Source organism: Streptomyces sp. NBC_01214, from assembly GCF_026340975.1.
GTDB lineage: Bacteria > Actinomycetota > Actinomycetes > Streptomycetales > Streptomycetaceae > Streptomyces.
Genome location: NZ_JAPEOS010000001.1, coordinates 895,005 through 911,873 on the forward strand (window position 1 = coordinate 895,005; position 16,869 = coordinate 911,873).

At 73.8% G+C, this 16,869-nt stretch carries 14 protein-coding genes; 4 read left to right on the forward strand and 10 right to left on the reverse strand.

Annotated features, from left to right (window positions below):
- Positions 1 to 59: 59 nt before the first annotated feature.
- On the forward strand, positions 60 to 2,462 hold the full coding sequence (locus OG594_RS04430; protein WP_266595340.1) for a PQQ-binding-like beta-propeller repeat protein: 2,403 nt from the start codon (positions 60 to 62) through the stop codon (positions 2,460 to 2,462).
- Between the two features lie 68 nt (positions 2,463 to 2,530).
- Entirely contained in the window at positions 2,531 to 3,028 is a 498-nt protein-coding gene (locus OG594_RS04435; protein WP_266595342.1) for a peptidylprolyl isomerase, read from the forward strand.
- 142 nt (positions 3,029 to 3,170) lie between these two features.
- Here OG594_RS04435 and OG594_RS04440 read toward each other — a convergent pair whose 3' ends face one another.
- The 6 genes from OG594_RS04440 to OG594_RS04465 all read right to left on the reverse strand — a co-directional run bounded on the left by OG594_RS04440 (position 3,171) and on the right by OG594_RS04465 (position 7,590).
- Positions 3,171 to 3,692 (reverse strand): DUF6193 family natural product biosynthesis protein, encoded by a 522-nt coding sequence (locus OG594_RS04440; protein ID WP_266595344.1) that lies wholly within the window; start codon positions 3,690 to 3,692, stop codon positions 3,171 to 3,173.
- A complete protein-coding gene (locus OG594_RS04445; protein ID WP_266595346.1) occupies positions 3,685 to 4,284 on the reverse strand; it encodes an SUKH-3 domain-containing protein in 600 nt (199 codons plus the stop codon). Before OG594_RS04445 ends, OG594_RS04440 begins: the two co-directional genes overlap by 8 nt.
- A 178-nt stretch (positions 4,285 to 4,462) precedes the next feature.
- On the reverse strand, positions 4,463 to 4,921 hold the full coding sequence (locus OG594_RS04450) for a hypothetical protein (protein WP_266595348.1): 459 nt from the start codon (positions 4,919 to 4,921) through the stop codon (positions 4,463 to 4,465).
- Between the two features lie 284 nt (positions 4,922 to 5,205).
- A complete protein-coding gene (locus OG594_RS04455; protein ID WP_266595350.1) occupies positions 5,206 to 5,982 on the reverse strand; it encodes an enoyl-CoA hydratase/isomerase family protein in 777 nt (258 codons plus the stop codon).
- Positions 5,979 to 6,434: a Zn-ribbon domain-containing OB-fold protein gene (locus OG594_RS04460; RefSeq protein ID WP_266595352.1), complete on the reverse strand. Its 456-nt coding sequence runs from the start codon at positions 6,432 to 6,434 to the stop codon at positions 5,979 to 5,981. Before OG594_RS04460 ends, OG594_RS04455 begins: the two co-directional genes overlap by 4 nt.
- 4 nt (positions 6,435 to 6,438) lie before the next feature.
- Positions 6,439 to 7,590 (reverse strand): lipid-transfer protein, encoded by a 1,152-nt coding sequence (locus tag OG594_RS04465; protein WP_266595354.1) that lies wholly within the window; start codon positions 7,588 to 7,590, stop codon positions 6,439 to 6,441.
- 142 nt (positions 7,591 to 7,732) lie between these two features.
- Between OG594_RS04465 and OG594_RS04470 the strand changes: the two genes are divergently transcribed.
- Positions 7,733 to 9,340, forward strand: a complete 1,608-nt coding sequence (locus tag OG594_RS04470; protein WP_266602592.1) for a FadD3 family acyl-CoA ligase — start codon at positions 7,733 to 7,735, stop codon at positions 9,338 to 9,340.
- 123 nt (positions 9,341 to 9,463) lie between these two features.
- On the opposite strand, the gene OG594_RS04475 is transcribed toward OG594_RS04470, so the two are convergent.
- From OG594_RS04475 to OG594_RS04485, 3 genes are all read right to left on the reverse strand, one after another.
- Positions 9,464 to 10,195, reverse strand: coding sequence for a class I SAM-dependent methyltransferase (locus OG594_RS04475; protein WP_266595356.1), 732 nt, complete (start codon positions 10,193 to 10,195; stop codon positions 9,464 to 9,466).
- A 160-nt stretch (positions 10,196 to 10,355) separates the two neighbouring features.
- Positions 10,356 to 10,556 (reverse strand): hypothetical protein, encoded by a 201-nt coding sequence (locus OG594_RS04480; protein WP_266595358.1) that lies wholly within the window; start codon positions 10,554 to 10,556, stop codon positions 10,356 to 10,358.
- A 178-nt stretch (positions 10,557 to 10,734) separates the two neighbouring features.
- Entirely contained in the window at positions 10,735 to 14,124 is a 3,390-nt protein-coding gene (locus OG594_RS04485) for a BTAD domain-containing putative transcriptional regulator (RefSeq protein WP_266595360.1), read from the reverse strand.
- Between the two features lie 131 nt (positions 14,125 to 14,255).
- On the opposite strand from OG594_RS04485, the gene OG594_RS04490 reads away from it, so the two are divergent.
- Complete coding sequence (locus tag OG594_RS04490; RefSeq protein ID WP_266595362.1) at positions 14,256 to 15,482, forward strand: amidohydrolase family protein; 1,227 nt, start codon at positions 14,256 to 14,258, stop codon at positions 15,480 to 15,482.
- A 43-nt stretch (positions 15,483 to 15,525) separates the two neighbouring features.
- Here OG594_RS04490 and OG594_RS04495 read toward each other — a convergent pair whose 3' ends face one another.
- Positions 15,526 to 16,779 carry an MFS transporter gene (locus tag OG594_RS04495; protein ID WP_266595364.1) on the reverse strand — a complete coding sequence of 418 codons (1,254 nt, stop codon included), beginning with the start codon at positions 16,777 to 16,779 and terminating at the stop codon, positions 15,526 to 15,528.
- Between the last annotated feature and the right edge of the window lie 90 nt (positions 16,780 to 16,869).

A 16,869-nucleotide genomic window follows, 5' to 3' on the forward strand; every position in this document is an offset into this window, starting at 1 on the left:
GCCCCGTGCCGGTGGATGCGGGCCCGCTGAGTGGCTCGTACGGGGAGGTGTGGAGGCGAGTGGTGGAGCAGCTGACGCAGCACGACCCGAGACGGATCGGCCCCTTCGAGGTGCTGGGACGGCTCGGCGCCGGCGGCATGGGGCTGGTCTATCTCGCGCGGTCCGCGTCCGGACGGCGGGTCGCGATCAAGACGGTGCGCACCGAGCTCGCCGAGGACCAGCTCTTCCGGGTCCGCTTCACCCGCGAGGTGGAGGCGGCCCGCGCGGTGTCCGGCTTCTACACCGCGGCCGTGGTCGACGCCGACCCGCGCGCCGCCGTGCCGTGGCTGGCGACCGCCTACGTCCCGGCGCCCTCCCTGGAGGAGATCGTCAACGAGTGCGGGCCCATGCCCGCCCAGGCCGTACGGTGGCTCGCGGCCGGCATCGCCGAGGCCCTGCAGTCCATCCACGGCGCCGGCCTGGTCCACCGCGACCTGAAGCCGTCCAACGTGCTCGTCGTCGAGGACGGCCCGCGCGTGATCGACTTCGGTATCGCGAGCGGGGTCTCCAACACCCGCCTGACCATGACGAACGTCGCCGTCGGCACCCCCGCCTACATGTCGCCCGAGCAGGCCAAGGACTCGCGCAGCGTCAAGGGCGCCAGCGACGTCTTCTCGCTCGGCTCCACTCTCGTCTTCGCCGCCACCGGGCATCCGCCGTACCACGGGGCGAACCCGGTGGAGACGGTCTTCATGCTGCTGCGCGAGGGTCCCAACCTGGAGGGTCTGCCGGCCGAGCTGCGGCCGCTGATCGACTCCTGCATGCAGATGGACGCCACGCTCCGGCCCACCCCGGCCGACCTGCAGGCGCAGCTCGCCCCGCACCTATTCGACGGCGGCGACGACAGCGGCACCGCCTCGGCGTGGCTGCCCGCCCGGGCCGTCGCGATGATCGAGGCCCGGCGCGCGGGGCACCGTACGCCGCCCGCGCCGCTCCCCGCGGTGCCGGCGCCCGGACCGGGCTCCGGGGGCCGCGGGGCGGCCTCCGAGGCCGTCACGCACCGCCGCCCGCGCGGGGCCGACTCGTGGGTGGACCCGCGTACCGGCCAGGCCGTCCCGCAGCGTCCGCACCACCCGCCGAGGTCTCCGGCGCCCTCGGGGGAGCCGGTGCGCCTGGGCGGCTCGCCGGTGCCGATCGGGCCCGGGCCGCGCGCGACCGCCGCGGCCCCGGCCGCGCACGCCTCCTCCGCCGCCGCGGACTCGGCGACCGGCTGGATCCGCCCGCCCGGCGGGTCGGTGGCCACCCCCTCGGCGGTGCAGCCCGTACCGAGCCCCGGTCCGGCCCCGGACAGCGGCCGCTGGCGGCCGTGGCGCTTCCGCATGTCCAACGAGGTGTGGGGCACGCCGACCGTTTCCGGGAACCTGCTCTACGTGACCTCCTTCGAGGTCCACGCCCTGGACGTGGCGAGCGGCCGCCGCCAGTTCAAGACCCGCGACGTCGCCTGGTCCATGGCGGTCGCCGACGGCCGGATCCACGCCTCCGACGGTCCGTCCCTCTACGCGCTCGACGCCGGCGACGGCTCCGAGCGGTGGCGGCTGTCCACCGACGCCTGGGTGTACGCGCTGCGCGCCGAGCGCGGCACGGTCGTCACCGCCACCCGCGGCGGCGGCGTACAGGGCCGGGAGGCCTCCACCGGCCAGAAGCTGTGGGAGCTGACGGGCGCGCAGAGCGACTTCGAGACCCCGGAGGCGGCTCCCGTCCTCCAGGACGGAACGGTGTACGTGTGGCAGGACGCCCGGTTGCGGGCCCTGGACGCCCGCACCGGCCGTGAGTCCTGGTCCTACCCGATCGGTGACGCGGCCTCCTGCGGGAACGTGCCCGTGCGGGTCACGCCCGCCGCGGACGGCAACGTGTACGTCGCGGCCGGCACCCGGGTCATCTCGGTGGACCGGGCCTCGGGCCGGGTCCGCTGGCACTTCGAGGCCCCCGCGGTCTTCCTGGCGCCCCCGGCCTTCGCGCCCGGCGCGGCCATCACGGGCGGCGGGGTCTACCTCGTCGACTACCTGGGCACGGTCTACGCCCTCGACGCGGCCACCGGCCAGGACCGCTGGCGGATCGCGACGGAGGGACGGCAGTCCGCGGACCCGGTGGTGGTCGCGAACGGCAACGTCCACCTGGGCGCGGGCAGCGCCCTGTACACGCTCGACGCGGTCACCGGCACCCCGAAGTGGCGGTTCGCGGCGGGCGGCGAGATCACCGGCCTGCCGGCGGTCGCGGACGGCCGGGTGCACTTCGGTTCGGCCGACCACTGCCTGTACACCCTGGACGCGGCGGGCGGCCAGTTGCGCTGGAAGTTGGCCACGGGCGGCGAGATCACGGGCGCCCCGGTGGCGGAGGCCGGCGTGGTCTACGCATGCAGCAAGGACCGCTGCGTGTACGCCCTGGACGCGGCGAAGGGAACGGGCACCCGTACGAGCGGCTGACCTGCCCGGAGGCGGGGCTGCGGCCCCGCCGGGTAGCGCACCGCACCGGGAGTGACAGGATGGACCCCATGAGCAACGTCTACTTCGACATCACCATCAACGGCGCCCCCGCCGGCCGCATCGTCTTCGCCCTCTTCGACGAGGTCGTCCCGAAGACGGCGCGCAACTTCCGTGAGCTGGCCACCGGCCAGAACGGCTACGGCTACGCCGGCTCGGGCTTCCACCGCGTCATCCCCCAGTTCATGCTGCAGGGCGGTGACTTCACCAACCACAACGGCACCGGCGGCAAGTCCATCTACGGCGAGAAGTTCGAGGACGAGAACTTCCAGCTGAAGCACGACCGCCCGTACCTGCTGTCGATGGCGAACGCCGGCCGCAACACCAACGGCTCGCAGTTCTTCATCACCACCGTCGTCACCTCGTGGCTCGACGGCAAGCACGTCGTCTTCGGCGAGGTCGTCGAGGGCAAGGAGCTCGTGGACCAGATCGAGGCCCTGGGCTCCCAGTCCGGCGCCCCCAAGGGCAAGGTCGAGATCGCGGCGTCCGGCGTCGTCGACGCTGCCTGATCCCCACACCGCCTGACCGGCCGGTCGGCCCCGCCCCCTCCCGGGGGCCGGGGCCGCCGCCGTTTCCGGGCCGGGCCGGCCGGTCGCGCCGCACCGCGTGTCGTACCGCGTGTCGTACCGCGTGTCGTGCGTCAGGGGGACGTCACAGGTCGTTCGCGGTGCCGTCGATCGCCGGGCCGCAGCCCTCGGGGAGGTGCGCGGCGGTCAGGCGGTAGGCCTCCTCCACCGTGTCCGTCACGCCGAGCAGCGTGTTGTCGGACGGTCGGCGTACCCGGTAGCCGCCGCTGGCCTGCGGGAAGGCGGTACCGATGTCCCGGGTCCACGGGAACCGGATGCAACGGCTGAGGTACAGCACGCCGTGGCTGACGGCGGGGAACAGCTCCCGCAGTGCCGGATGGCCGTACGCGGCCCGCGGCACGGCGGGATCGACCCGGTCCGGCCCGTGGTCGAGGACGGTCCGCCAGGCGGTCGCCACGATCTCCGCCGCGGTTGGGTGGACGAGGTCCGCGACGCAGGCGTCGCAGGTTGCGGCGGCTTCGCCGACGGAGGCGCCCGCGCCGGCGGGAGGGAGGCGGGGCGCCTCGTCCCCGCTGAGATCGGTGTGGCCCAGTACGGTGTTCTGGGCGAGGAGCGGGGCGGGCACGCCCGGCACGTCGTCAGACAAAGCAGGCGTCCACGTCGTCCTGATCGCCTCGCATGAGGCTGGAGAGGGCTTGGGCCTCGTCCTTTCCGAGGAAGTACGGGCCCGTGTGGTGCAGGTAGAAGAACCTCCCGATGTCGTCCATGAGGACGATCCCCGCCTCGACCGTCTCGTACCCCACGGGAAACAGCTCGTGGCCGATGTCCGTGGCCAATTCGACGATGTCCTCGGCGTCATCCGCGTAACCCATGGTCGGATCGGGGACGAACTTCCGCTCGGGTGCCTGGGGCATGGGGAAGACGAGGCCGGCGTAGCGGCTGACGAAATCGGTGACCTCCCCCCAGGGCGCCAGCGGGAAGCCCTGCCGCACGGAGTTCTGGACGCGCGCCTCGACGAGCTGCTCGGCCGCCTCCCGTTCTCGGTGACCGGGGTGCCAGCCGTTGTCCCGGAGCCATGCCTCGACTTCTTCCTGCGGAGCCGGTGGTCTCACTGCCGCACTGCCTTTCGGTGCGCGTCTCGGCCGTGCCCGCGGCCCTCGGGGAATTCCCCGGTGGTCGTTCGCGAGCCGGCCGTCGTCCAGCAGGTCCTCGGCGAACTCGCGGAGCGAGTCCGTCATGTCCGCTTCTGCGCATCATCCTTGCACGGCAGTGCGACAACACAGCGGGGAGGGGGCGGCGGTTGGACCCCAGGTGGTCGGGGCGCCCGAGTACGTCCAGTACACGGGCGCCCCTCCGCCTTGCCACGTACGGCACCGGACGCCGCGGGCTCGGCCGACGCCACTTCGACGACAGGGCCTAGGCGGGTGTCGTCGGGGGGAGGGGGCGGGGGCTCCGGGTGGGGCGGCCGCGCATGACCGCTGCGCCCAGGAGGATCAGGGCGCCCGCGCCGTAGGCGTTCGCGAGGCCGTCGCCGAGGGCCTGGGCGGTGCCGCCGACGGTGAGGCTGCCGACGGCCTGGCCCTGGCGGACGGTCCACAGGACGGTGAAGCCGAGGACGACGAGCCCGGCCAGTGCCATCAGCAGGCGCGAGCGGAGCAGGACCGCGCACAGGGTGAGGGCGGCGGCGAAGAGGTACGGGAGCAGGATCGAGCCCAGCAGGGTGGCCCGGTGGTCGGTGATCCCGGTCGCGGTGAAGAGCTCCTGGACGCTGTAGTCGCGCCCGAGACGGCCGTCGTACCAGGCACGGAAGGGGCTCCAGACGGCGGCCGCCGCTCCGATCAGACCCATCAGGGAGCCGAGTGCGTTGCGCAGCATGCCCGGCCCTCCGGGTTAGGGGGTCTCGGTCCCGACGCTACGCCGGGCTCCCGGGGTCCGCACGCCGGAGGGCCCCCTGTACGGCGGCGCGGTGGTCGGTGGCGTCGCCCTCCGCGAGCGCGACCGGCGCCACCATCGAGCCGCGGGACCACGTCGGGCGGTGCCGGGTCTGCGTCCGGTTCTGCGTCCGGTTCTGCGTCCGGGTCTGCGCCCGGGTCTGCGTCCGGGGCCACCCCGGGGGAGTCCGCCCCGACGTCCACGCGCGAGCCCCGGGGCCCGGCCCGTCAGCGCAGCCTGAACTCCGTGCCGGGCCGCCGCGAGCCGAACAGCTCCGCCTGCCGTTCCGGCGCCAGGTTCCCCAGCGCGATCAGCGCCGGCGCCTGTGCCAGCGCCTGCTGGAGCGCGGCCTGCTTCGCCGACCACAGGGCCCGTACGGTGCCCTGCACGGCCTCCGTGGGGAAGCCGGCCAGGGTCTGCGCCGCCCGGAGGGCCGCCGGGAGCAGCCCGTCGGGCGCGGTCAGTTCCGAGACCAGTCCGATCTCGTGGGCCCGGCGCGCGGAGAGCCGTTCGGCCGTGCCCATCAGGGACATCCGGGCCGCCTCGCCGAAGGGCATCCGCTGCGCCATGTAGACGGCCTCGTAGGCGCTGACCATTCCGTAGGTGGTGTGCGGGTCGAAGAAGGTGGCGGTCTCGGAGGCGATCAGGAACTCCGCCTCGCCCAGCAGGTAGAAGGCCCCGCCGCAGGCCATGCCGTTGACGGCGGCGACGACCGGTTTCCACAGGTCGCCCGCCTTGGGGCCGATGGCGATCAGCGGGTCGTCGGTCGAGTAGGGGGAGGCGGGCTGCGGCACGTCGACGCCGCGGTCGATGCCGGTGCAGAAGGCGGCCGCCCCCGCGCCGGTGAGTACGATCGCCCGTACCTCGTCCGCGAACCGGAACTCCCGCCACACCTCGCCCAGTTCGGCCGCCGTGGCCAGGTCGATGGCGTTGTGCCGGTGTTCCCGGTCCAGGGTGACGACGGCGACGCCGGTCGCCTTGTCCCGTTCCACCCGCACGGTCATGACTTCTCCAGGACCCAGCGCGGTACGGCCATGCCGCCGGTCTCGGTGAAGACCACGTGCACCCGGGCGCCGATCCGCAGCCGGGCCGGGTCCACCGAGTCGAGCGGGGCGTCGGCCGAGGTCACCAGGTTCCCGGCGAGCCGGATGTGCGGGGCGTCGGCGAGCTCCACGAGGATCACGTTGTACGGGGCCTGCGCGGCGTAGGCGGGCAGCAGCGGCGGGTGCGGCCGGACGTAGGACCAGATGCGGCCGCGGCCGCTCATCCGGCGCCACTCGCTGTCGAAGGACCGGCAGTGCGGGCAGCAGGGGCGCGGCGGGAAGCGCAGCCGGCCGCAGGCGGCGCAGGCCTGGACGCGCAGCTCGTCCTGGGCGGCGTACTCCCAGAAGGGGGCGCCGTCCTCGTCGGGGACCGGCAGCAGCAGTTCGTCCGCGGTGGCGGGAGTGGTGGTCATCGGGTCAGCTCCTCAGCAGGATCGCGGACGTCGGGACTCCCTCGCCCGCCGTCACCAGGCAGGTCGCGGCGTCGGGCACCTGGGAGGTGGAGACGCCCCGCAGCTGCTTGACGCCCTCGTTGATCAGGTTGAAGCCGTGCACGTACGCCTCGGACAGGCCGCCGCCCCCGGTGTTGATGGGGAGCCGGCCGCCCATCTCCAGGGCGCCGCCCTCGGTGAAGGCGGCGCCCTCGCCGCGGCCGCAGAAGCCGTAGCCCTCCAGGGAGAGCGGGATCAGCGGGGTGAAGGCGTCGTAGATCTGGGCGACGTCCACGTCCTGGGGCCCGAAGTCGGCCTGCTTCCACAGGTGGCGGGCGGCGGTCCAGGCGGGGCCGGACAGCGGGTCGTCGTTCCAGTAGTTGACCATGCCGTGGTGCTGGGCGGGCAGGCCCTGGGCGGCGGAGTGCACGTAGACGGGTTTTTGGCGGCAGTCGCGGGCGCGCTCGGCGGAGACGATCACGCAGGCCAGTGCCCCGTCGGTCTCCAGGCAGTTGTCGAAGAGGCAGAGCGGGTCGCTGATCATGCGGGAGGTCATGTACATCTCGCGGGTCAGCGGGCGCTCGTACATCATCGCGGCGGGATTGGCGTTGGCCCGGTTGCGGCAGGCCATGGCGACGTTGAAGAGGTGGTCGCGGGTGGCGCCGTACTCGTGCATGTAGCGGCGGGCGAGCATGCCGATCTCGTCGGCGGGGCGCAGCAGGCCGAAGGGGCGGGTCCACTGGCCCGGGGTGGGCAGCTGGACGGCGGTGTTCTTCCAGGGGCGGGGGCCCGAGCCGCGCTTGCGGGAGCGCCAGGCGACGCCGACGGTGGCCTGGCCGGTGGCGACGGCGGAGGCGAGGTGGCCGACGGTGGCGCAGGAACCGCCCCCGCCGTAGCCGATCTTGGAGAAGAAGGTGACGTCGCCGGCGCCGATGGCCTTGGCGACCTCGACCTCGTCGGTCTCCTCCATGGTGTACGAGGAGAAGGCGTCGACCTCGGACGGCTCGATGCCGGCGTCGGCGAGGGCCGCGAGAATGGCCCGGCAGGCCAACTCCTTCTCGGACTGCGGGAGATGTTTGGCAAAGGCGGTCTGCCCGATGCCGACTATCGCCGTCGCGTCCTTGAGCGTTGCCGCCATCGCCACCTCCGGGGTGCGCCAGTACTGACAGCCGCGAAGGCTACAGCTAATCTGACGGATAGTCAGCTACTGGGTCTGCGGGAAGGTGGCACGCATGGGCGGCGACGGGCGCGAGGGCGGGCGCGAAGACGTGCGCGAGGACGTGCGCGGGGATCTGCGCTGGGGCAGCATCGCGCAGCTCGTCCAGGAGGCAGCGGCACGGTACGCCGACCGCGAGGCCGTCGTCGACGGGCGCGCCCGGATCAGCTACGCGCAGCTCGGCGAACGCGTCGAGCGCGCCGCCGCGGCCTGCGTCGCCGCCGGGATCGAGCCCGGCGACCGGGTCGCCGTCTGGGCCCCCAACACCCTGGAGTGGATCGTTTCCGCCCTCGGCGCCGTCTCGGCCGGCGCGGTACTCGTCCCCCTCAACACCCGTTTCAAGGGCGCGGAGGCCGCGTACGTCCTCGAGCGCAGCCGGGCCCGGCTGCTCTTCGTCACCGGCACCTTCCTCGGCACCTCCTACGTCGCCTCCCTGCGCCGCGCCGCAGCCGAGGGCCCCGGCACCGGACCGCTGCCGGGACTCCCGCACCTGGAACAGGTCGTCGTCCTCGCCGACGACGCCCCCGACTCCTTCCGCACCTGGAAGGACTTCCTGGCGGGCGGGGACGGCGTGCCGGCCGCGGCGGTCCGCGCACGCGCCGAATCGATCCGCCCCGAATCCCCCTCCGACATCATCTTCACCTCCGGCACCACCGGCAGCCCCAAGGGCGCGGTCATCACCCACGCCCAGTCCCTGCGCTGCTACGACGTGTGGAGCGAGCTCGCCGGACTGCGCGAGGGCGACCGCTACCTGATCGTGAACCCCTTCTTCCACACCTTCGGCTACAAGGCCGGGATCATCGCCTGCCTGATGCGCGGGGCCACGATGGTCCCGCAGTCCGTCTTCAACGTGGACACCGTCCTCGCGAACGTCGCCGCCGAGCGGATCTCCGTACTCCCCGGGCCGCCCACACTCCACCAGTCGCTCCTCGACCACCCCCAGCGCGACCAGCACGACCTCTCCGCCCTGCGCCTGGTCGTCACGGGCGCGGCCGTGGTCCCGCTGCGGCTCGTCGAACGGCTGCGCGGGGAACTGCGCATCGCCACCGTCCTCACGGCGTACGGGCTCTCCGAGGCCAGCGGCATCGTCACCATGTGCCGGCGCGGCGATCCGGCGGAGACCGTCTCCGCCACCTCCGGCCGGGCCATCCCGGACACGGAGGTGGTGATCCTGGACGCCGACGGGCGGCCGCAGTCGACCGGGTGCGTGGGCGAGATCGCGGTCCGCGGCTACCACGTCATGCAGGGCTACTTCGAGGACCCCGAGGAGACCGCCCGGACCGTCACCCCAGAGGGCTGGCTGCACACCGGCGACGTGGGGTACGTGGACGAGGTCGGCAACCTGCGCATCACCGACCGGATCAAGGACATGTTCATCGTCGGCGGGTTCAACGCCTACCCCGCCGAGATCGAGCAACTCCTCGGCCTCCACCCGGACATCGCGGACGTCGCCGTGATCGGCATCCCGGACCCGCGCCTCGGCGAGGTCGGCAAGGCCTACGCGGTCCGCCGCCCTGGCTCCACGCTGACCGCGGACGACCTCATCGCCTGGTCCCGCCGCGAGATGGCCAACTACAAGGTCCCGCGCGCGGTGGAGTTCGTGACGGAACTCCCGCGCAACGCGAGCGGCAAGATCCTCAAACGCGCCCTCCGCGCCCTCCGCGCCGGCTGAGCCGGTTCAGGGCTCCCCCCCCCGCTGCTGGGTGGGCGCGCTCCGGGGGAGCATGGCCCCGGAGGGGCTTCAGGCGGTCATCGGCCGCGACGACGGCGGCCGGGCTCGCGCCGCCCGGGTGGGCTAGCGGCGGCGGGCCAGGACCAGGCGCCAGTGGGGGGTGCCGTCGGGGCGGTGGCCGAAGTGGGTCAGGGGGACCGTTTCCACCGTGAAGCCCGCAGCCCGGAGGTCCTCGCGGACCGGACCCAGGGGGAAGGTGCGGTAGTACATGACGAACGGGGGACGCCACACCGCGTTGCGGACCCGCATCGCCGCGTCGAAGCCCGTCGTCGCCCACCAGACCCGGGAGCCGAGCGGCAGCGGGGCGCCGATCGGGAAGGCGAAGACGCCGCCCTCGCGCAGGGCGGCGTGGATCCCGGCGAAGAGCGCGGGGCGCTCCGACGGAAGGAAGTGGCCGAAGGCGCCGAAGCTGACCGCCAGGTCGTAGGTGTCCGCGAGGGCGGGCGGCAGGGCCCGCGCGTCGGCCCGTACGAAGTCCACGCGGTCGGCGTCCGCGCCGTACCGGCGCTCGGCCTCCGCGAGCATGCCCGCGCTGAGGTCCACCCCGGTGATCCGGCCGCGGCACAGCCGGCCCAGCATGTCGATCCCTGCGCCCGTGCCGCAGCACACGTCCAGGCCGGTGCCGAAGGTTCCCTCGTGCTGGGCGAGGGTCTCCTCGACCGCGTCGAGCATCCGGTCCGGGGTTCGGAAGGGGGTGTGGTCGAACTTCGGCGCGAGGAGGTCGTAGCCCCGCTCGACGGAGGAGAGGCCCTGCACTGCCAGTTCGCGGACGCTCGGCCCGTGGGAGGAGAACACGCTCCCAGCCTATGCCGCCGCCCCTGCACATACGTGTACGGCGGTCGCGGTGGCTCCCCCTCCGGGCCACCGCGACCGCCGTTCCCCCGTTGCTCCCCCGTACGCCCCCGTGGTCCCCCCCTGTGGTTCCCCCGTGGTTCCCCCGTACGTCTTGCGAGTGCTACGGGCGCGGACCGGACGCGTGGTTGTCCAGCGTCTGGATCTCCTCGCCCGCGACCGGCGGCGTGACCGGAGCCGCAGCCGGGTCCTCGGTCTTCTCCAGCGGCTTGATCTCGATGCCCGAGGCGTGGTTGTCCAGGGTCTCGATCTCGACGCCCGAGGCGTGGTTGTCGAGCGGCTTGAAGTTCTCGTTCGTCGTCATCGATTCTCCTGAAGGATGGGTAGGGCTGGGCCCGTTCGGCGATTCCCCCGATGACCGCCGAACGGGTAGTCCACCAACCGGCCCGGATGCTCCCCCGAGGCACCGGGTCGATGCACTTATCCTGTCGGACCGCGATAAACGAACGATGAACGCCTCGTTCAGCCGGCGTCCGCGCAGCTCAGGCGGCGATCTCCGAGGCCAACAGGGCCTGAACTTCGCCCAGTTCGGTCGACCGCAGTTGCGCGAACACCGCCTCGGCGTCCCGCCAGCAGGCCCGCGCGCGGTCCCGCTGCCCCAGCCGCCGCAGCGCCTTGCCGAGCACCGTCAGGACCGTCGCCCGGCGCCACTCCCCGCCGATCCCGCGCAGCGCGATGGCCTGCTCGGCGTGCGAGGCGGCCAGGGTGGGCCGGCGCGCCGCCAGGTGGGCCTCGGCGAGCCGGAAGTGCGTCACGCCCTCCCACAGGGGCTGGCGGTTCTCGTGGAACAGCGACAGCGCCTCGGCGAGCTGCGCCAGGGCCTCGCCGAGCCGTCCCGCCTGGGTGAGGGCGATGCCCAGCGCGTAGCGGCCGTTGGCCAGGCGCAGGCTCAGGCCCATCCGGTCGTAGATGGCGATGCCCTGCTGGGCCAGGTCTATGGCGCTGGGCAGGCGCCCCAGTTCCACGTGGATGCGGGAGAGGTTGCACAGCGCGCTGGCCTCGCCGACGTTGTTGGCGTCGGCGCGGAAGCACTCGATGGCTTCCAGCAGGTAGCGCTCGCCGTCCGCGTGCCGGCCCTCGTAGAGGGCGATGATCCCGCGGTCGTTGGGGGCCCAGCACATGGGCAGCGGGTCGCCGGCCTCGCGCGCGAGCACGGTGGCCCGGGCGGCCTCCTCGTCGGCCTCGGCGAAGCGGCCGGCCACCAGATGGACGTTGGTGAGGGTGGTGCGGGCGCGGCCCTCGGCGTACGGGTCCTTCGCGGCCTGGCCGGCGTCGCGCAGGGCGACCGCGGCCGACTCGTACTGCCGGGAGTTGGCCCCGGACTCGGCGAGGTCCTTCGCCGCCCACAGCAGGTCCACGGCCCGGCGCAGGACCAGCGACTCGCCGCCCCGTACGGAGGCCTGCCGTACGCACGCCAGCAGCGGGTCGGCCTCGGCGTACAGCCAGTCCAGGGCGGCGCGCGGTTCGGCGAAGACCAGCCCGGGGTAGTGGGTGTCGGACAGGTGCGCGGGCAGCCGGTCGCCGGGGCGTTCCAGGGCGTAGACCCCGGAGGCGGTGGCCAGGTAGAAGTCCAGCAGCCGGTCCAGGGCCGCCTCGCGCCCGCTCGGCGGTTGTTCGTCGCGCTCGGCGCAGGCACGCGCGTAGAGGCGTACGAGGTCGTGGAAGCGGTAGCGGCCGGGGGCGGCGGATTCGAGGAGGGAGCAGTCGACTAAAGCCTCCAGGAGGTCCTCGGTGTCGTACTCGGGAAGATCGAGCACGGCGGCCGCCGCCGAGAGGGAGATGTCGGGGCCGTCGGCCAGGCCGAGGAGGCGGAAGGCGCGCTGCTGGGCGGGCTCCAGCTGGCCGTAGCCGAGCTCGAAGGTGGCCTTGACGGCGAGGTCGCCGGTCTGGAGCTCGTCGAGGCGGCGGCGCTCGTCGGCGAGCTTGGCGGCCAGGACGGACACGGTCCAGGTGCGGCGGGCGGCGAGGCGCGAGGCGGCGATGCGGATGGCGAGCGGCAGGAAGCCGCAGGCGCCGACGACGTTGAGGGCGGCCTGGCGTTCGGCGCGCACGCGCTCCTCGCCGACGATGCGCGTGAAGAGCTGGAGGGCCTCCTCGGGGCTCATCACGTCGAGGTCGACGAGATGGGCCCCGGCGAGGCCCGCCATGCGGACCCGGCTGGTGACGAGGGCGGCGCAGCCGGCGGTGCCCGGCAGCAGCGGACGGACCTGGGCGGCGTCGCGGGCGTTGTCGAGGAGGACCAGCACCCGGCGGCCGTCGAGGATCGAGCGGTAGAGCGCGGCCCGGTCGGCGGAGGAGTCGGGGATGGCCGTGTCGGGCGTGCCGAGGGCGCGCAGGAAGGAGCCGAGGACGGCCTCCGGTTCGGCGGGGCGGGCCTCGGTGCCCTGGAGGTCGACGTAGAGCTGGCCGTCGGGGAAGTGCGGTCGGGCGGCGTGGGCCACGTGGACGGCGAGGGTGGTCTTGCCGACGCCACCGATGCCGGCGAGCGCGGAGACGGCCATGACCTGGTCCTGGGCACCGCCGCCGAGGATGGCGCCGAGCTCGGCGACGAAGCTGGCGCGGCCCGTGAAGTCGGGAACGGTGGCAGGCAATTGGGCGGGCCTCACGTGAACGGTCGCGGCGGCCGGGGCCGGGTCCTCCGCGCGGGCGAGATCGGCATCGGCATTGAGGATGCGCTGCTGGAGCGCGGCCAGTTCGGGCCGGGGGTCGACGCCGAGCTCGTCGGCGAGGAGGCGCCGGGTGTCGGCGTAGACGGCGAGGGCCTCGGCCTGCCGGCCGCTGCGGTAGAGGGCGAGCATCAGCAGCTCGCGCAGGCGTTCGCGCAGCGGGTGGGCGGCGGTGAGGGCGGTGAGCTCGGAGACGGCCTCGGCGTGGTGGCCGACCTCCAGGTCGAGGTCGAGGCGGGTCTCCAGCAGCTGGAGGCGCCATTCGGCGAGCCGGATGCGCTCGGTCTCGGCGTGCGGGCCGGGGACGCCGGCGAGGGGCTCGCCCTCCCAGAGGTCGAGGGCGCGGGCCAGGAGCGTACGGGCGAGGGAGCGGTCACCGGCGGCCCGGGCGGCTTCGGCGTCGGCGGCGAGGCTGCGGGCGATGCCGAGGTCGAGGGTGGCGGTGGAGCGCAGCCGGATGGCGTAGCCGCCGGACTCGGTGACGAGGAGGCCGGGGGCGACGACCTTGCGCAGGCGGGAGGCGTACGTACGGATGGTGGCGAGGGCCTGCTGGGGCGGGTCCTCGCCCCAGATGGCGTCGATGAGTTCGGGCGCGGTGGCGGTGCGGCCGTCGCGCAGCAGGAGCACGGCGAGCAGGGCGCGCTGCTGGGGGGTGCCGGAGGGCAGGATCTCGGCGCCGCGCCAGGCGCGGACGGGGCCGAGAACGGCGAAGCGGGACTCGCCCGGACCAGCCGTCTCGCCTGCGGCGGGCTCGGCAGACCCGGCGGGCTCGGTGGACCCCACAGATCCGGCGGACCCTGCGGTGGTCTCGGCGGAACCGGCAGACCCGTCGGACCCTGCTGTGGACTCGGCGGGGTTGGTGGACCCGGTGGAACCGGCAGACCCGGCGGGCTCCGTGGTGGACCCGGCGGGCTCGGTGGACCCTGCGGTGGGCTCGGCGGGGTTGGTGGACCCGGTTGACCCCGTGGAACCGGTGGGCTGCGTGGTGGGCTTGGGGGAGCCGGTCTGGCTGGTCGGGGTTGGAGCGGTTGCGTCCGCCGGGCTACCGGTGGGTTCGGCGGTAGGACCCGCCGTGGCCCCGGCCCGGGCCGCCGCGGGGTCGGCCGCCAGGGCGGGGGTCGCCCCCGTGCCGGCTTCGGGTACGACGGCAGCCGTACGGGCCTCGGGATGTTTCCGCGGGCTCGGGATGGCCGGTACGCCGTCCATCTGTCGTCCCCCTGCCTTCCGTCGGTGTAAGGGTCAGTCTGCCCTGTCTCGCGCGCCCACGTCAGCCCGTGTCCGAGCGATCACTGGTCAACTAGCTGACGGTTCGTCAGATCAGCGCTACCGTATGAGTCATGGAGACCTTCCCGAAGATCATCTCGGTGGACGACCACACGGTTGAGCCCCCCCACGTCTGGCGGGACCGGCTCCCGTCCAAGTACCGCGACATCGGCCCCCGCGTCGTCCGCGCCCCGTTGAAGGAAATGACCTTCCTTGGCGGCAAGTTCGCCCCCGTGATGGGGGCCAAGGGCGACGACGGCCCCATCGGCGACTGGTGGGTGTACGAGGACCTGCACCGGCCGCTCACCCGCCTCGACACGGCTGTCGGGTACGACCGCGACGAGATCAAACTGGAAGTCATCACCTACGAGCAGATGCGCCCGGGGTCCTTCTCGGTTCCCGACCGGCTCGCCGACATGGACGTCAACCACGTCCAGTCGGCCCTCTGCTTCCCGACCTTCCCCCGCTTCTGCGGCCAGACCTTCACCGAGGCCAAGGACCGCGAGCTGGGGCTCCTCGGCGTCCGGGCCTACAACGACTGGATGGTGGAGGAGTGGTGCGGCCCGGACGCCCGCGGCCGCCTCGTCCCCCTCACCCTGATCCCGCTCTGGGACGCCCGCCTGGCCGCCGCCGAGGTCCGCCGCAACGCCGCGCGCGGGGTGCGCGCCGTGGCCTTCTCCGAGATACCCCCGCACCTGGGCCTCCCCTCCGTCCACACGGACGAGTGGGACCCCTTCCTGGAGGCGTGCAACGAGACCGGCACGGTCATCGCCATGCACATCGGCTCCTCTTCCCGCATGCCGTCCACCTCGGCCGACGCCCCGCCCGCGGTCGGCTCCACCATCACCTTCGCCAACTGCTGCTTCTCCATGGTCGACTGGCTGATGAGCGGCAAGTTCGAGCGCTTCCCCAACCTGAAGATCATGTACGCGGAGGGCCAGATCGGCTGGATCCCGTACATCCTCGAGCGGGCGAACGTGGTCTGGGAGGAGAACCGCGGCTGGGGCGGAGTCGCCGACAAGGTGCTGCGCCCGCCGTCGGAGCTCTTCGCCGAGCACGTCTTCGGCTGCTTCTTCGACGACGCCTTCGGCCTGAAGAACCTCGACGCGATCGGCGTCGCCAACGTCCTCTACGAGACGGACTACCCCCACTCCGACTCCACCTGGCCCAAGTCCCGCGAGGTCGGCGAGGCGCAGATGGGCCACCTCGCACCGGACGTGGTGGAGCGCATCGTGCGCGGCAACGCGATCGACCTGCTCGGACTCACGGCGGACGGCCTGTGGGCGGGGCCGGGGGCGTGAGCCCGCGGTAGGGCGTGGCCCGGCTCCCTCCACCGGCCACGCCCTACAGCCACCCGCGCGCCCCGCGCCCGCCCGTGCCCGCCCTACGGGCACCGCGCCCGCCCCGCGGTCCCGCCACGAGCAGCAGCGCCGTGGCCAGTCCCGCCACCGTCAACACCGGCAGCAGCACCCGTACGTCCACGAAGGCCACCAGGGCCGAGCCCAGCGCCAGGGCCAGCGCGTTCGGTACGAAGATCAGGGTGTTGGCCGTGGCCGCGGCGCGGCCCAGCGCGGCGTTCGGGACCTCGCGCTGGACCGCCGTCAGCGCGGCGACCAGCACGCACGGCAGCCCGGCGCCGATGGCAGCGCTGCCCGCCAGGGCCACCGCGTCGTACGGCAGCGCCCGGACCCCGGCGCCGAGCGCGAACAGGGTCACCCCGGCGGCCGTGAACACCCTCTCCGGCACGCGCCGCAGCAGCGGGCCCGCCACGAGCCCGCTGAGGACCGAGCCCGCGCCCTGCACCGCGTACAGCACCCCCACGTAGGTGGGGGCGTGCCCCAGTACGTTCCCGGCGACCGCGTAGATCACCGCGCCGTTCAGCCCGGCCAGGAACATCACGGCGGCGCCGGCCGTCACCAGGGTGCGCGGCGCGGGTGCCTCACGCAGCTGCCGCCAGCCCTCCAGCACCTGCGCGAACCCTTTGGTCCCGGCCCGGATCCGCTCCCGTTCCGGCGGCTCCTCGTCCACCCGCAGCAGGGCGAAGATCCCCGCCGCCAGCGCGAAGGTCACCGCGTCGAGCAGGGCCACCGACCCCCCGCCGAAGCGGGCGAACAGGCCTGCGCCCACCAGCGGTGCGAGCAGCTTCATGCCCTCGCCGGCGGTCAGCCGCAGCCCGTTGAAGTCCCCGAGGAGCCGGTGGCCGACGGCCTGCGGGACCAGGGCCGCCTCCGCCGCCCCGTGCACCGTGCCGCAGATCCCGTACACGAACAGGACCGCGAACAGCAGCCACACCCGGTCCGCCGAGTCCAGCAGGGTCAGTACGGGCAGCAGCGCGGCCATCACGAGGCCGAGGGCGACCAGCAGCGGCCGCCGGGGCAGCCGGTCGGCGAGCGCCCCCAGCGCCGGTCCGGCCAGGACCGGCGCCCACAGGGTGAACACGGTCAGCGCCGCGAGCGCGTCCGACCCGGTCAGTGACTTCACCCAGACCCCGGCGACCAGCCACATGGCGCTCGTGCCGAATCCCGAGACGACCACCCCGGACAGGTAGAGCCCCGCATTGCGGTCCCGCAGGACCTTCCCCACACCTCGTTCGATCACCGAACCAGCCTGTGTTCTAAGGCGGGGCGGGGGGATCGGGCAATCTCCCTAGGGAGCGCGCGGGCGGCGCTGCGCTCGCCGCGGGCGCGG

What these genes read in the sequence shown, in the direction of transcription:
- OG594_RS04435 (WP_266595342.1), top strand. Translation starts at nt 2,531, where the DNA reads ATGAGCAACGTCTACTTCGACATCACCATCAACGGCGCCCCCGCCGGC.
- OG594_RS04445 (WP_266595346.1), bottom strand. Translation starts at nt 4,284, where the DNA reads ATGACGGACTCGCTCCGCGAGTTCGCCGAGGACCTGCTGGACGACGGC.
- OG594_RS04450 (WP_266595348.1), bottom strand. Translation starts at nt 4,921, where the DNA reads ATGCTGCGCAACGCACTCGGCTCCCTGATGGGTCTGATCGGAGCGGCG.
- OG594_RS04455 (WP_266595350.1), bottom strand. Translation starts at nt 5,982, where the DNA reads ATGACCGTGCGGGTGGAACGGGACAAGGCGACCGGCGTCGCCGTCGTC.
- OG594_RS04460 (WP_266595352.1), bottom strand. Translation starts at nt 6,434, where the DNA reads ATGACCACCACTCCCGCCACCGCGGACGAACTGCTGCTGCCGGTCCCC.
- OG594_RS04465 (WP_266595354.1), bottom strand. Translation starts at nt 7,590, where the DNA reads ATGGCGGCAACGCTCAAGGACGCGACGGCGATAGTCGGCATCGGGCAG.
- OG594_RS04480 (WP_266595358.1), bottom strand. Translation starts at nt 10,556, where the DNA reads ATGACGACGAACGAGAACTTCAAGCCGCTCGACAACCACGCCTCGGGC.
- OG594_RS04485 (WP_266595360.1), bottom strand. Translation starts at nt 14,124, where the DNA reads ATGGACGGCGTACCGGCCATCCCGAGCCCGCGGAAACATCCCGAGGCC.
- OG594_RS04490 (WP_266595362.1), top strand. Translation starts at nt 14,256, where the DNA reads ATGGAGACCTTCCCGAAGATCATCTCGGTGGACGACCACACGGTTGAG.